General features: G+C 55.3%; 14 protein-coding genes and 1 riboswitch. Of the genes, 5 read left to right on the top strand and 9 right to left on the bottom strand.

Annotated elements, in window-relative coordinates; translation table 11 throughout:
- Positions 1-32: 32 nt before the first annotated feature.
- Positions 33-632: a PAP/fibrillin family protein gene (locus DYY88_RS17215; RefSeq protein WP_039726535.1), complete on the top strand. Its 600-nt coding sequence runs from the start codon at positions 33-35 to the stop codon at positions 630-632.
- A 121-nt stretch (positions 633-753) separates the two neighbouring features.
- On the opposite strand, the gene gifA is transcribed toward DYY88_RS17215, so the two are convergent.
- The gene (gene gifA / locus DYY88_RS17210; protein ID WP_039726534.1) at positions 754-1,203 is read right to left on the bottom strand and encodes a glutamine synthetase inactivation factor IF7A; all 450 of its coding nucleotides are present in this window, start codon (positions 1,201-1,203) and stop codon (positions 754-756) included.
- Between the two features lie 44 nt (positions 1,204-1,247).
- A riboswitch (Glutamine riboswitch) is annotated at positions 1,248-1,321 on the bottom strand.
- Between the two features lie 199 nt (positions 1,322-1,520).
- Positions 1,521-2,117 (bottom strand): 2'-5' RNA ligase family protein, encoded by a 597-nt coding sequence (locus tag DYY88_RS17205; RefSeq protein ID WP_242517635.1) that lies wholly within the window; start codon positions 2,115-2,117, stop codon positions 1,521-1,523.
- A 183-nt stretch (positions 2,118-2,300) separates the two neighbouring features.
- On the opposite strand from DYY88_RS17205, the gene DYY88_RS17200 reads away from it, so the two are divergent.
- Complete coding sequence (locus tag DYY88_RS17200) at positions 2,301-2,567, top strand: YciI family protein (protein ID WP_039726533.1); 267 nt, start codon at positions 2,301-2,303, stop codon at positions 2,565-2,567.
- A 9-nt stretch (positions 2,568-2,576) separates the two neighbouring features.
- Complete coding sequence (gene smpB / locus DYY88_RS17195) at positions 2,577-3,047, top strand: SsrA-binding protein SmpB (protein WP_039726532.1); 471 nt, start codon at positions 2,577-2,579, stop codon at positions 3,045-3,047.
- Positions 3,048-3,259: 212 nt separating this feature from the next.
- On the opposite strand, the gene DYY88_RS17190 is transcribed toward smpB, so the two are convergent.
- From DYY88_RS17190 to DYY88_RS17160, 7 genes are all read right to left on the bottom strand, one after another.
- On the bottom strand, positions 3,260-4,189 hold the full coding sequence (locus tag DYY88_RS17190) for an isoaspartyl peptidase/L-asparaginase family protein (RefSeq protein WP_039726531.1): 930 nt from the start codon (positions 4,187-4,189) through the stop codon (positions 3,260-3,262).
- Between the two features lie 137 nt (positions 4,190-4,326).
- Complete coding sequence (locus tag DYY88_RS17185) at positions 4,327-4,854, bottom strand: VUT family protein (RefSeq protein ID WP_039726530.1); 528 nt, start codon at positions 4,852-4,854, stop codon at positions 4,327-4,329.
- Between the two features lie 67 nt (positions 4,855-4,921).
- Complete coding sequence (locus DYY88_RS17180) at positions 4,922-5,965, bottom strand: AI-2E family transporter (protein ID WP_039726529.1); 1,044 nt, start codon at positions 5,963-5,965, stop codon at positions 4,922-4,924.
- Positions 5,966-6,086: 121 nt separating this feature from the next.
- Positions 6,087-8,420 (bottom strand): Tex family protein, encoded by a 2,334-nt coding sequence (locus DYY88_RS17175; RefSeq protein ID WP_039726528.1) that lies wholly within the window; start codon positions 8,418-8,420, stop codon positions 6,087-6,089.
- A 250-nt stretch (positions 8,421-8,670) separates the two neighbouring features.
- Positions 8,671-9,642, bottom strand: a complete 972-nt coding sequence (gene gshB / locus DYY88_RS17170) for a glutathione synthase (protein ID WP_039726526.1) — start codon at positions 9,640-9,642, stop codon at positions 8,671-8,673.
- Positions 9,643-9,781: 139 nt separating this feature from the next.
- Positions 9,782-10,819, bottom strand: coding sequence for a DMT family transporter (locus DYY88_RS17165; protein ID WP_039726525.1), 1,038 nt, complete (start codon positions 10,817-10,819; stop codon positions 9,782-9,784).
- A 112-nt stretch (positions 10,820-10,931) separates the two neighbouring features.
- On the bottom strand, positions 10,932-12,368 hold the full coding sequence (locus DYY88_RS17160) for a dihydrolipoyl dehydrogenase family protein (RefSeq protein ID WP_039726524.1): 1,437 nt from the start codon (positions 12,366-12,368) through the stop codon (positions 10,932-10,934).
- Positions 12,369-12,574: 206 nt separating this feature from the next.
- On the opposite strand from DYY88_RS17160, the gene DYY88_RS17155 reads away from it, so the two are divergent.
- Positions 12,575-12,964 carry an allophanate hydrolase-related protein gene (locus DYY88_RS17155; protein WP_039726523.1) on the top strand — a complete coding sequence of 130 codons (390 nt, stop codon included), beginning with the start codon at positions 12,575-12,577 and terminating at the stop codon, positions 12,962-12,964.
- 174 nt (positions 12,965-13,138) lie between these two features.
- The gene (locus DYY88_RS17150; protein WP_044151171.1) at positions 13,139-14,113 is read left to right on the top strand and encodes a class I SAM-dependent methyltransferase; all 975 of its coding nucleotides are present in this window, start codon (positions 13,139-13,141) and stop codon (positions 14,111-14,113) included.
- The last annotated feature ends 131 nt before the right edge of the window (positions 14,114-14,244 follow it).

Raw genomic sequence — 14,244 nt, 5'->3', positions numbered from 1 at the left:
GCCACTGCAATCAATCCTCACATCATTGGCATATGCTTGGCAAAACTGACCTCTTGGAAGCGATCGCCTCGACGAACCGGGGGCTGTTAGCGTCGCCCACCGATCAGCAAGCCATTCAAAGTCTGGCGGCAACCCTCGAAGACCGCACTCCCCATCCTGAACCGCTCACCGCTACCGCACAACTAAACGGCATCTGGCGCTTGCTTTACACCACCAGCGATGAACTGCTGGGGATTGACCGCTTTCCCCTGTACAAGTTGGGACAAATTTACCAATGTATCTATATAGACGAGGCGCGAATTTACAATATTGCGGAGGTGGTGGGGCTGCCGCAACTCAGCGGCTTGGTCTCAGTCGGGGCAAGGTTTGAAGCGGTGTCCCAAAAGCGGGTCAATGTGGCCTTTGAGCGGGGTGTCTTTGGGCTGCAAACGCTGCTCGGCTATGAGAATCCATACCAGTTCATTCAAAAATTGCAGGCACAAGCCAAGTTTCCCTTCTGGCAGGGCATTGATTTTCGGATCAATAGCGATCGCCAATCGGGCTGGCTAGAGGTCACCTATCTCGACGATGATTTACGCATTGGTCGAGGTAACCAGGGGAGCCTCTTTGTTTTGCGCAAGGTCAAGGTCTAGCGATCTTGGTTAGCGGTTATCGCATCACCAGCATTCCCAGCGATGCCAACAAAAAAGGGGGCAAATGCCCCCTTCAGACTCAACTCAATTGCCAGTTAGTCACTGACTTGCGGTTAACCGCTTAACTCGCTGCCGAGCCACCGCGATCGTAAGTCGCCCAAAAGCTCGGATGTACCTTGCCCTGAATGCGGCTCCAGTATTGGTTGACATCACCCTCGAGACCGACATCAGCCGCTAGGCGCGTCATCATTGCTTGCTGACGACGCTTAACGTTGCGATGGTGCCCCATCAATAGGGTGCGAGCTTTGAGCTCGAGGTCAGCCAACGTCGCAGGAGCATCGGCAACCGTTGCCACCGGAGCAGCCACAGGAGTGGTTTCAACCGCAGTTTCACCCGTGCGATAAGCCACACCCCGATAGACGAGATCTAAAGTGGGTTGCTGCACTGGGTTCTTTTTCACCGAGCGAAAACGAATATCAACGCCACGGTATTTACCAACCTCAGCGGTGTTGTTCATTTCCACCACAGGTGGGTTGTAGTCGTACTGAATACCACGATAAGTCAGTTTCATGAGTCGCCTCCATACAGTTCCATGATGAGCCGGAATGTATTGTCGGCGCGTTCCTTCGGAGTCCGGTGCCCCCTACTTCCGTCCTCATCTCCTGAATGGAAACAAGAGGATGAACGATTTATCCTTCACTTCTGTATTATACGTTACCGTTTTTGAAAGTATCAATGAACCATTACGAAATTGTGAGGTTAGGTTCCCACACTTGCCGTGCCTAAAGTCAGGCCGTCATCTCTAGAAACGCTGTGTCAGCAATCATTATCGGGGAAATCTACCTGAAGCTTGAACGCACATTGAGAGCCAGATCGCAACTTCAAGATTTATGACATTTCAATGTCTCTGAGGGTGATCCATGTCTTTCCTGTGTGACGCAAGAGGGTAATTGCGCTGGAGGTAAACCGATAATCCGCCGACCGCTGCTCAAATTCCGGCCAAGCATGACGAAAGGCGGCAGGTTTCAAATCGCGAAAGGCCACTGTGAGGTGGGGGCGAAAGGGCCGATCGCGCGATCGCCGATCCACAAGGTCGAGGGTGGCGGCCAGATATTGACTCAGCTCTGCCTGTAACTGCATGAGCGCTGGCGTCGGCTGGACGGCCAGAAAAATTACTCGCGGCGGAAATGCTCCAAACCCTGATAAATGAACCGGAATCGGTAATGCCGAAGGACGAAAGGCCGCCAAGGTAGCAAACAAGCGATCGCGCTCCTCATCCGGCCAGGTAAACGGCGCTTGTAGGGTGATGTGGGGCGGCGATTTGAGCGCGGCTTGGCTGCGGTAATTTTCGCGGAAGTAGTGTTTCAGAGCCGTGGCTGCGGCTTGAATGTCTGGCGGCGGCATCAGGGCTAAAAAGTAGCGCGACTGTGAAGCATGAGTAGCAGAAGCAGTAACATCGGTCATCAGGCAAGCAGTAGAAACCATGGGGCAGAGGGCGATCGCGCTGGCGGGTGTGGCTTTCCGTTACGATCTATCGGGCAAGGCGAATGGGATCAGTATGCTAGTAAGACATGCCAACCCCCAGCCTGGATGGCCGGATGAGGTGTACAAACCGACCTTTTAACAGGTTAATGAATTTCGCTAACGTGAGGTTTATAGATAATTTCCATGCCCTGGTTCGTCAAAATTGAACGAGGAATCATCCACAAGGCGGCTTTTGACCAGCATGTGCCCGCCCATGTCGCCTATGTGAAAGACTTGATTGCCCAGGGACATCAGGCCCGTACCGGGTATTGGGCTGAACGCGGCGGCGGCATGTTGCTGTTTCAGGCAGCATCGCTGGCGGAAGCGGAGGCGATCGTCGCAGCCGACCCGCTAATTCAAAACGGATGTGTGGAATACGAATTGCACGAATGGTGCATTGTGGTGGAGTAAAAGAGCGCTATGGCGGATTCGGATAACGGCTACAAAATTCTGAGTGATAATCGCCAGGCCCGTCATCAATATGAGGTGCTGGAGACCTTTGAAGCGGGAATTGAACTCAAAGGCACCGAGGTGAAGTCGATTCGGGCAGGCAAGGCCAACTTGAGAGATGGGTTTGCCCAGGTTCGAGACAGCGAAATTTGGCTGCATAACGTCCATATTTCGCCCCATAGCACCACGATTCAGCAATACAACCATGACCCACGCCGTACGCGCAAACTGCTCTTGCACAAGGGCGAAATCCGCAAGCTGATTGGCAAGGTTGAGCAGAAAGGGCTGACTCTGGTGCCGCTTAAAATTTATGTGGTGCGGGGCTGGATTAAGGTGACGCTGGCTCTCGCTAAGGGTAAAAAACTGCACGATAAGCGCGATTCGCTAAAACGCAAGCAAGAGAAGCGAGAAGTTGAGCGGGCGCTGAAGAGTCGGTATTAATTCGGTATTAATAGCGAAAGGGCAGGGGAGCCAAGGAACTAGTAGAGTTCGCAAGGTCAATGGGTCTTGGTGGAACCGTGCGAATGGTCAACAGGCTGAATGCCGGGATCTGATGTGCTCTGGCTGTATCGAGGGCGATCGCTCAGACTATCGCCCAATCTTTCCCGGCTTTGAAAGTTGGCGAGGAGGGGAGAGCGATCGCCGCTGTCGATTTACCCCAACGTGCAGTGAGCTTCGCCGCCGTGCTCAATCCAGCCGCAGATCAGCCCCGTGGTCGATTGGGCAGAGGCACAGCGGCCATCGGCATCAACGACGATGACGCCGCCTTCGCCCTGTACGCGGTTGACCAGATATTCGATGCCCGCTTCAGCGGCAGCGGCCACATCCAAGCCACGCCACTGCATAAACATGGCGATGGTTTTACCCAACACTGTGCGCAAAAATTCTTCGCCGTAGCCCGTAGCCGACACCGCACAAGATTCGTTATCGGCAAAGACACCCGCCCCAATGATCGGCGTATCGCCCACGCGGCCCCAGTGGTTATTCACCAAGCCCCCGGTGGACGTCGCAGCAGCAAGATCGCCGTAAACATCACGGGCCACTGCGCCCACGGTGCCAAGCTTTTCGGCCATAGTGACGCGCTCATGGTCAAGGGTGATGCGCCCGGCCGCTTTGGCTTCTTTCAACTGTTCGATACGGGCGGGGGTGATGAAATAGTCTTCGTGGCAGCGCTCCAGCCCGCAAAGGTTGGCAAATTCCATCGCGCCTTCCCCCATTAGCAGCACGTGTTTGCCATGGTTGAGCACGTGGCGAGCCAGGGCAATCGGATTTTTGATTTCGCTGACACAGGCGACGGAACCCGCCCGCAAATCGGCCCCATTCATCAGCGCCGCATCCATTTCGACTTGGCCTCTGGCATTGAGCACGGAACCGCGTCCGGCGTTGTACAGCGGATCGTTTTCGAGCAGCGTGACGCAATATTCCACCACGTCGAGGGCGCGATCGCCCCGGGCTAACCGCTGGCGACCTTTTTCCAAAATGGCGTGAATGCTTTGCTTAAATTCTGCTTCGCCTGCTTCGTACTTCAAATCTTCGAGGGAACCGGATCCACCATGGATCATTAGGGAGTAGGAGTTAGACATGGATGAGTATGCAGCCCGTTCTACAAGGAAAAGTTTGCTTAGATTTACTTTCTAAAATAAATCTTAAGACACCTTCATCCTCATCGAAACCCACCCGGACATATCTGGCTTAGTCACTGCCCCCAGCCTGACAGCCGCTAACTCTCTTGCCAGATGAATTTGCCTTCGCGCCAGAGGGCGACCAGAATGCCGATCGCATATTTGGTAATCGTTTCGCCGAACAGTAGCGACACGATCTCGGTGGTCGAGAGCACGCCTGCAAAAGCCACCAGGGTAAACAGCAGCGTGTCGAGGGGAATGGACACCGCATTGCTGCCCGCCACCCGCACCAACCAGGGATAGCGCAAGAGCTTTTGATAAATTTCGGTGTCGGCGGTTTCGGCCAGGACGATCGCCAGAAAGCTAGCGGCAATAATCCGCAGGGGCACCGCCAGCACCGCGCTCATGATCACATTCGCCAGGGCCGCGATCGCGATCGTGCCGTAGACCCATTTGCGTCCAGCTCCGTGCAGCTTGTCGCGCTGGGTAAAGGTGATGCCAAAAATGAACGTACCGACAGCAACCTGACCAAAGATGGGGAAGGGGATGAACCAGGCAGCGGTGTAGTTGGCTCCCAGCGTGGCCAGGATGTAGATGAGGGCGTTGATAACGTATTTTCTCGACATAGCAATTTTGAGGGGACAGTCAATCGTGAGTTAAAAGCGTCTAGTGAGCAGCATGGGCAGCAAACCTTTACGAGGCTTCTGACATCGCCGTGGGCGATCGCAGGGCATCGACCACTTTTTTTATGAAACTGGAGGTGGGCACTGCCAGTAATAAGCCGAGAAAGCCCGCAAATTTAGCCCCTACCAACAGCACAACCACGACGACTGCCGGATTGAGACCCGTGACACCTCCAATCAGTTTGGGAGCAATGACGTTGTCGTTAATCTGGCCCAGAATGGCGGCGACGACTAGCACCTCGAGCCCCAGAGTGATGGACTGGAAACTCAGCAACACGCTAATGCCCAAAACCGCGACGGTGCCACCAAAGGGAATCAGGCTAGTGAAGCCAATCACAATCCCAAACAATAGACCATAGGGGACGTCTAGCAGGACGAAGGCGATCGACTCGGCGGTCGCCAAAATCAGCGCCAGGGTCGCCTGTCCCGAAAAGTAACCCTGAAAGCTGGGTTGCAGCGAATCGCGGGTTTCTTGTTGCAGGTTGGGAGGTAGCCAGCTGAGCAGGCCATTCCACAGGCGCTCGCCGTTGAGCACCAGCAACAGACTCAGCACCAGCGTGATCAACAAATTGAGGGTGCTGTTGATGGTGCTCAGGGTGACGCTAATGACCTGACTAGTGGCCGATTGCAGCGCCGACGATAGCCGATTGGCCGCCTGAATCGTGATTTCCTCTAAATCGAGGGGCAGGTTTTGCAGAAAGGGCTGTTCGTTGAGCAGCAGCAACTGGTTTTTACCGAGTTCAATCAGCCGGGGCAGGCTCTCGGCAAAGTCATTGAGCTGTTGCCACACCAGCGGTCCCAAAAAGATGACCAGCACGATCGCCGCGGCTAAAGCAATTAGCAAGACCGCCGCTGTCGCTAGCGCCCGTGACAAGCCCCGGCGTTGCAGCAAGGCGATGGGATAATCCAGCAAAAAGGCGATCAGGCTAGCAGTGGCAATGATGCTGGGGACGGGCTGTAGCAGTGATCCCAGGCGATACAAGAGCCAGCCATTCAACACAATTAGGGGAAACGCGAGGCCCGCGATCGCCCACTTTGGCAAGTTTGACAGCATTTTTTCTCATCCCGCCTTGGCTTATCCTCTCACTACATTAAACTGCCGAGTGGCCGGAGACCGTCGGCAGGGCGACGATTTGCCAGGAGGATGGGACAACGGGATTAGAGAGCGGTTAGATTTAGCGTTTGTTGAATTTGGCTTTCAAGTCTTGCAGAGTGGGCGCGGCCGTCGTGGTCGAGTTCGGGGGTGCAGCTTTGGACTTGCCTTGGCCCGATCGCCCTTTTTTGCTTTGGGGCTTGGCGGTGCCAGACTTTTGGGACGGGCGAGATTGACTACTCCCGTCACCATCGGGCGATCGCATCGACAGGCTAATGCGCTTCAGCTTTTCGTCTACCTCCATCACCCGGACAGTCACGACTTGGCCGACTTTGACGATGTCCTTCGGATCTTTGACGAAGCGATCGGCCAGTTGCGAAATGTGGACGAGGCCGTCCTGGTGAACGCCGATATCCACGAACGCGCCGAAGTTGGCCACGTTGGTGACGACTCCCTCCAGACTCATGCCGGGTTGCAAATCGGCCATGGTCTGAATATCGTCGCGAAATTGGGCGGTGACGAACTGCGATCGCGGGTCGCGACCGGGTTTTTCTAACTCTGCCAAAATATCGCGCAGCGTCGGCTCGCCTACTTCATCGGTGATGTAGCGTTTCAGGTTCACCTGTTGGAGCGGTAACCCTTGCAGTTCTTGGGTCGTGCCTAATTGCTTCGGATTGACCTGCAAATCTTGGAGGATTTGCGCGACGATGCCGTAGCGCTCGGGGTGAACGGCGGTGTTGTCGAGGGGATTGTCGCCGCCGCGAATGCGCAAAAAACCTGCCGCCTGTTCAAAGGCTTTGGGGCCAAGTTTGGGCACTTTTTTCAGGGCTTTGCGATCGCGAAATGCCCCGTTCTCGTTACGGTACTGCACGATATTGTTCGCCAACGTCGCGCTGATGCCCGACACGTAGGTCAGCAGCTCCGTCGAAGCGGTGTTGAGATCGACGCCGACGTAGTTCACGCAGCTTTCCACCGTATCCGCCAGCTTTTGTTTCAGCCGCTTTTGATCCACATCGTGCTGATATTGCCCGACACCAATGGATTTTGGGTCGATTTTCACCAGTTCCGCCAGGGGGTCTTGCAGGCGACGACCGATGCTGATGGCTCCGCGCACCGTCACATCCAAGTTAGGAAATTCCGCGATCGCCACCTCACTGGCGGAGTACACCGACGCCCCAGCCTCATTCACCATCACCTTGGTCGGCTTTTGGGACAGGGGCTGCAACACTTCGTTCACAAAGGCTTCCGTCTCGCGTCCGGCGGTGCCATTGCCGATCGCAATCAGCGCCACCTCGTATTTTTGAATCAACCCCGCCAATGTCGCCGCCGCTTTTTCTCGCTGGGCTTGGACCTGATGGGGAAAGATCGCTTCGTAGTGCAGGAACTGCCCCGTTTGGTCAATGACAGCCACTTTGCAGCCGGTGCGAAAGCCGGGATCAATCGCGATCGTCGGCTTCATGCCCGCCGGGGGAGCCAGCAGCAGATCCCGCAAATTCGCCTCAAAGGTTTGGATCGACTCCTCATCGGCCCAGGCTTTTTTCTCGGCAATGACGGTGTTCACCAGCGACGTTTTCATCAGCCGCGCAAAGGCATCTTGAATCAGGTCTTGGTAAAACTGGCGGAGTTCCGGTTCGCGGGTGCGAATCACGGACGACTCCAAATGGCGCAGCACTGCATCCGTGTCAAAGGCCAGCTCCAGGCTCAGCACGTCTTCCCGCTGGCCCCGCAGCAGGGCCAGCAGATTGTGAGGGGCGATTTTGCTGACGGGGTTGTCGTACTGGCGATACAGCTCGAACTTGGTGCTGCCTGCGGGAATTTTGTCGTCAATGCGCGATTGAAAGACGCCCGACTTCAGCAAATAGTCCCGCACCCACGCCCGCAAGTCGGCCCGCTCAGCCACCGCCTCGGCCAAGATGTCTGCCGCCCCTTTTAGGGCATCCTCGGTATTCTCAACGCCAGCTTCGGGATTCACAAATTCCGCCGCCGCTTGGGACAAATTCAACACCGGGGCGTCGGGTCGGTTGTGGTCAGCAAGGCGATCGGCCAGGGGTTCCAGCCCTTTTTCTTTGGCGATGGTGGCGCGGGTGCGACGCTTCGGTTTGTAGGGCAGATACAGGTCTTCGAGTTCGGTCTTCTGGGTGCAGGCCCGGATTTTCGCTTCCAGTTCCTTGGTCAACTTGCCCTGATCGGCAATGGATTTGAGGATGGTTTGCTTCCGGTCAGCGAGTTCCGTCAGGTAGGCGTAGCGCTCTTGCAGCGATCGCAACTGCACCTCATCCATCCCCCCGGTGCGCTCCTTGCGGTACCGCGCAATGAAGGGCACCGTCGCCCCCTCGTTCAACAGGGCGAGGGCAGCATCAATCTGGCGAGCCGGAAGGTCTAATTCGGTTGCCAGCAGTTGAGTCAAATCGGCCATGAACGCACTTAGAAAACAGCTATCAGGGCTGTAGTCTAGCATTTGCGTTGGGGTGCGATCGCCCTACCCCTCACGTCCCCGCGACCCAACTAAAAGCGTCGTTAGTTCGGCAATGGCCTGGCGCAGAGGAGGCAGGGGAGCTAGAGAGCAGGGGAGCCAGGCATCTTGCCTGACTTCTCGAACGTTGTATGACTGAGGCAAGCCCTCGACTCCCAACCACCCAACGCCCCAACTACTCAGCCACTCAACCCTAGTTTTGGGCCAGTTTTTTCTCGATCCATGCCACCACCTGCTTACCCAGGCTGACATTATCGAGGCGATCGATTTCGCGAATGCCGGTGGGGCTCGTGACATTCACCTCAGTGAGATAGCCACCGATGATATCGATGCCCACAAACATGAGGCCATCGCGGCGCAGGGTGGGGGCGAGTTGGTCGCAGATTTCGCGATCGCGTTCCGTAATTTCGACCTGGGCCACCCGTCCGCCGACCGCCATATTGCCGCGAAACTCGTTGCCCGTAGGAATGCGATTCACCGCACCAATGGGGTCACCATCTAGCAAAATGATGCGCTTATCGCCGTCTTTGGCAGCGGGCAAGTAAGTCTGGATCATGACCGGCTCGCGACCCTGCTGGGTGCTGATCTCGATCATCGAGTTGAGGTTGCGATCGCCCTGTTCTAAGAACAAAATGCCCTCGCCTGCTTTGCCCCCCAAAGGTTTCAGCACGGCGCGTCCCCAGCGTTCCACCGTTTTCGCAATCACCGCTTTATCACGACTCACAATGGTTTCAGGAATCGCCTGGGTGAATTGGAGCGCGTACATTTTCTCATTGGCGGCTCGCAATCCCTGAGGCGAGTTCATCACCAGTGTCTTCGTCGGGTCCACATAGTCCAGCACATAGGTGGTGTAGAGGTAAGGAATGGTCACCGGCGGGTCGGTCCGCATCATCACCACATCCATGTTTTCCAGCGGCTGGTAAACCATCTCGCCCAGACTGTACCAGTCTCGTTCCGCCAGCCAACGATTTTCGCCCAGGGTGACGGGCTTTAGGGTAACGGGTTGCATCCGCGCCATCGCCCGCCCCATCTCGACCCCGAGCCATTCAGCCGCCGTCACCCACACCTCATGACCGCAGGCTTGGGCAGCTTCCATCAGGGCGACGCTGGTATCGTGCCCCGGATCAAGCAAATGAATCGGATCAATGATGAAGGCAAATTTCACAATAAAGTCCTTTGGCTAACCCTGGTCGATTGTGGCACGTTTCACGCTGACTCAGCCCATCACGGGCCGGTGTCTGCTGCCGTTGGCGGCGGCGGTGGCCAGCGTTGATGCTGTCTCCATAGCGCCGGTCCCGCCATGGCTACACCCCTTTGTAGAGCACTTTGTCGTTCATCGCTGCGGGCGTCGGGGGCTTGGGCAATGGCGTGGCGCGATTCAGTTGTTGCACGCCGATTTGGTTCAGCACAATCCCGACGACAATGACCGCGCCGCCCACATACTGCGCCACGGTCGGCACCTCACCCAAGATGAGATACGCCGCCAAAACGCCCGCGATGGGAGTGAACGCAGTCGCCAGGGAAATTTCGCTCGCGGTGCTCTTTTTGAGCCCCGCAAACCAAGCTAGTTGACCGCCCACCACAATCACCGCGCTGTACAGCAGCATCCATTGCCACAAAAAGGGAGACGTCACATCCATAAAATGGCTCGGCTCGAACAGAACGATGGTCGCCACGAAGAAGAACACGGTGCCGACCAGGGTGCGATAAACATTGAAAAAGCCGAGCGGCACGGTCTGGAGACTAATTTTGCTAATCAGGTTAGCGATCGCCTGCAAAACCGCCGCCACCAGCACCAAGAGGTCGCCTTTGCCAATCGTGAGCCCCATCGTCGTCTCCACAGAATCTGGGCTAGCGGTGGGGAGCAATACCGTCAGCGCCACCCCGACAAACGCCACGATCGCCCCCAGCGCGACCGCCACATTGACTCGCGCCCCAAGAAAAACCGCCGACAGCGCCAGGGCTAGAGGCGCACTGAGCTGACTGATCAGCACCACGTTATTCACCGCCGTAATCGAGAGCGCCGTAAAGATCAGCATGGGCACCAAAGCCCCGCCCACAATGGCAATCAGGGTGAGAATCGCCCACTGCCGACCCGCCATCTGCCGCAACACCCCAGGCCGTAACTGCCGGTGATAGAGCATCCCTAGCAAACCTAACGCACACACATTCCCCACAAACAAGACATTGCAAGCCGAGACCGGATTATGACCATCGACAAAATGCGCGGCCCCTAGATCGGTGAGTTGTCGCGTCACGGCGTTGGCGGCCCCAAAAATCAAGACAGCAATGATGAGATAGACTCGCCCCGATACCAGAAAACCCTGACGTTGACGGTCCATGAAGGCAGATCCTTGACAGTTGAGCAGTTGAGGTAGCAGTCACCAGAGCGATTGCCCCCATGATGCGGGTAGGGCGACTGATGGCACTGTATCCCACGATGGGCAGCGGCAGTTAGCGGCCCAGCGATCGCCGAAAATCAAAAAATCGCCGCAGCAAATTTTGCAACCGCGTATTCTTGGCATAGGTTTGCTTAGTGAGCTGTAGCGCCGTTTTGCTGTTGATTTCGGCCAGGGTGGGATAAATGTGAATGATGGATTTCAGCGCCCCGACTTTGAGTTTGTAACTCATCGCCAACACCACTTCGTGAATCAGTTCCCCCGCCGCTGGCCCCACCATATGTGCGCCTAAAATTTCGCCGTTTTTGCGGGTGATGAACTTGGCAAAGCCGATGCCAGCCCCTTCGGCCAAGGCGCGATCGACATGGTCAAAGTCATGGCGCAACACCATCAAATCGTCGCCATAGCGTTTACGCGCTTGCTCTTCGGTGAAGCCGACGCGCGCAAGTTCCGGCTCGGTAAACGTAGCCCAGGGAATCACGCGATAATCGGCCTTCTTGGTCGGCAAAATCAACGCATTTTGCATCGCCACCGCCCCTTCATAGCCCGCCACATGGGTAAACTGATAGCCGCCAATCACATCCCCAGCCGCATAAATTTTGGGATTGCTGGTCTGCAGTTTCGCATTCACCACAATGCCCTCTTTGCCCACATCGACTCCGGCAGCTTGCAGGTTAAGCGATTCAACATTGGGCACGCGCCCCGCCGCCACCAGGATTTCGTCAACGGTGACGCGATCGCCCGTATTCGTCACAATCACCTTCTGTCCATTCTTGACCAGCACTTCCTTGGCCCGAGTCTCCGTCAAAATCTGAATGCCCTCAGATTCCATCTGGGCTTGCACGACCCGCGCAGCTTCCGGCTCCTCTTGCGGCAAAATGTGGTCGCGACTGGCAATCATCGTGACCTGACTGCCCAACCGCGCAAAGGCTTGCCCAAGTTCGCAACCAATGGGGCCAGCCCCAATGACCGCCAGCGACTGTGGCCGCTGCTCAATGCTAAACACGTTGACGTTCGTTAAATAGCCCGCCTCTTTGAGTCCCGTAATGGGCGGCAGACCGGGACGCCCACCAGTCGCAATCAAATAAGTCCGTGCTTTGAGCTGGCGGCCATTCACCTCAAAGGTTTGGCGATCGCGAAATTGGCCTTCGCCATAAATCACCTCCACCCCCAACGACTCAAACCGCTCGGTGGAATCATGCACTTGAATCGTATCGATCACCCGATGCACATGCCCTAGCGCTTTGCGAATATGAATATCGTGAATCGAGGCATCAATGCCATAGGTAGCAGCCTGGCGAACCTCGTGGGCCACCCGTGCCGCATGAATCAGTGACTTGCTGGGCACACAGCCATAATGCAGACAATCGCCCCCCAAGCGAGGCTCCTTTTCCACCAGGGCCACCTTGGCATTCAACTGCGCCCCGGCACTGGCAGCGACTAACCCAGCAGACCCGCCCCCGATAATCACCAGATCATACTCAACTGCCATGAGTTCTCCCTCGCTTGTGCTGTCTCTAGTTGTAAGCCTATTTAGAGGATGTGCTGCCTAACTGAGCGAGGGCTGAGAATAATGTTTAGAATTACCGAGCAGATGATGATGGATGGCGATCGCGGTCAATGGGCTAGCGATCGTCACTGGATAAAACTGTGTCTAACATGCCACATCTGCCGTGCCCCTTTGCCCCCTCTTAACCCATGACGGAAACTCTGAAACTCGCTGTAAATGGCACCCTGATGCGTGGTCTCGCGCTTAATCCGAACCTCTTGAACGTCGGGGCCACGTTTGATTGCGAGACCCAGACCGAACCTGCTTATCGCCTCTGGACCATTGATGATCAATATCCAGCCATGATTCGCGTGGCGGAAGGGGGAGCCGCGATCGCAGTAGAAATTTGGCAAGTACCCCTGGCGGGTCTCGGCATTGTATTGGGCCAAGAACCCCCTGGATTAGCGATCGGCAAAGTCAAACTCGCAACGGGGGAAACCGTGCTAGGCGTCATTGGCGAACCGCTCACCGTCAAAGACAAACCCGAAATCACGCAATTCGGCGGCTGGCGCGCTTACCAAGCCAGCTTAAAGCAGTAGTCACACAAAAACATCGCCGGGGCATCAATATCGACTCCCAAAAACGCAGTCTGATAGCTAACCTTAGCTAAATTAATAGATTGACTAGGGTGCTATAGTTTTAGGCAATTTAAGTTTCCGCATATGGTCACATCCTTTTTTTCAAGGGTCGCTCGGCGTCTTAAAAAACCGTTTTTGGCTGCTGCCGAAACGCCCACTTCTGCTGTTACAAACAACCCCTGGAATGCCAATGAACCCGTCAGTTATGACGGTATATGGTTAGGATGTGACACCTGCGTTAAACACATCCAACGCAAGGTTTCTGGGGATGAAAATATCCACTGGCTGACCTACGCCGTGGAAAAGTATTTCGGCGGCGCCATCGGACAATCGCCCACGGAACAAGACCGGGCTGAGTATCGTTGCCTAATCTTGGGAGCGAATGAAGGCCATGTCGAACGAGAGCTATGTAAGCATGGGTTCATCGGCGAAATTGTCGCTTCTGACATTGCGGATAAAGCCTTGGCCAGAGCCGCCGAAAAATCGCAAGCATTAGGCTACGAAAACATTACATATATAGTTGCCGATTTAAATCAAGACCTCACCGATATTCCAGGCACGTTTGACTTCATCATCTTTGAGGGCGTTTTACACCACATTGTCAACATCGAGCAGTGCTTACAACGTCTCCAAAGCAAGTTGCGACCAGCAGGATTAATGTTGGGTGTGGAATTCCATGGCGCTTTCCGCTTTCAACTCCCTGAGCATCAGGTCAGGTGGATTAACGCGGCGCTGGCAACTCTACCCAAATCTTTGCGACCCTTTACCCGTGACGAATTTGGCACTCACCCAGCATCACCTCAAGAAAATATGCGGGTTCACTATGTCACGCCCACCGCAGAATCTATTGAGCAATCAGATCCCTCTGAAGCCATCTGTGGTTTCCGACTTAAACAACTGTTTACCGAGCATTTTGACGTATTAGAACAAAAAGGCTTTGGGGGCGTCTTGCTGTCTTACATGACAGGGCATTTTGACTTTAAGCGAGCCAATGAAGATGCCTTTGCCAATACCTGGCTCAAAACCCTCATACAAATTGAAGACACATTAATTGAAACCGGGATTTTGGAAGACGAGTACGTTTTCTGGGTTCTCAAAAAGAAGGATTAGTCAATAGAACTGCCTTGAGATGAAGCCTTGAGGCGATCGCTGAGATCGATACAGGCATCTAGAGAATCTCCTAGAGCTGCCCTAATGAGTCAGGGCAGCTTAAATAACTCCAACTTATCGATGAGTTCAGA

It is taken from the genome of Leptolyngbya iicbica LK, assembly GCF_004212215.1.
GTDB lineage: Bacteria > Cyanobacteriota > Cyanobacteriia > Phormidesmidales > Phormidesmidaceae > Halomicronema > Halomicronema iicbica.
Note: the sequence above shows the minus strand (reverse complement) of the source record. Positions and strands in the feature narration are given on the sequence as shown.

Excerpts from the sequence above, each read along its gene's own strand:
- DYY88_RS17215 (WP_039726535.1), top strand. The coding sequence starts at position 33 with ATGCTTGGCAAAACTGACCTCTTGGAAGCGATCGCCTCGACGAACCGG.
- DYY88_RS17190 (WP_039726531.1), bottom strand. The coding sequence starts at position 4,189 with ATGTCTAACTCCTACTCCCTAATGATCCATGGTGGATCCGGTTCCCTC.
- DYY88_RS17160 (WP_039726524.1), bottom strand. The coding sequence starts at position 12,368 with ATGGCAGTTGAGTATGATCTGGTGATTATCGGGGGCGGGTCTGCTGGG.
- DYY88_RS17175 (WP_039726528.1), bottom strand. The coding sequence starts at position 8,420 with ATGGCCGATTTGACTCAACTGCTGGCAACCGAATTAGACCTTCCGGCT.
- DYY88_RS17165 (WP_039726525.1), bottom strand. The coding sequence starts at position 10,819 with ATGGACCGTCAACGTCAGGGTTTTCTGGTATCGGGGCGAGTCTATCTC.
- DYY88_RS17200 (WP_039726533.1), top strand. The coding sequence starts at position 2,301 with ATGCCCTGGTTCGTCAAAATTGAACGAGGAATCATCCACAAGGCGGCT.
- DYY88_RS17155 (WP_039726523.1), top strand. The coding sequence starts at position 12,575 with ATGACGGAAACTCTGAAACTCGCTGTAAATGGCACCCTGATGCGTGGT.
- gifA (WP_039726534.1), bottom strand. The coding sequence starts at position 1,203 with ATGAAACTGACTTATCGTGGTATTCAGTACGACTACAACCCACCTGTG.
- DYY88_RS17180 (WP_039726529.1), bottom strand. The coding sequence starts at position 5,965 with ATGCTGTCAAACTTGCCAAAGTGGGCGATCGCGGGCCTCGCGTTTCCC.
- DYY88_RS17185 (WP_039726530.1), bottom strand. The coding sequence starts at position 4,854 with ATGTCGAGAAAATACGTTATCAACGCCCTCATCTACATCCTGGCCACG.
- DYY88_RS17205 (WP_242517635.1), bottom strand. The coding sequence starts at position 2,117 with ATGGTTTCTACTGCTTGCCTGATGACCGATGTTACTGCTTCTGCTACT.
- smpB (WP_039726532.1), top strand. The coding sequence starts at position 2,577 with ATGGCGGATTCGGATAACGGCTACAAAATTCTGAGTGATAATCGCCAG.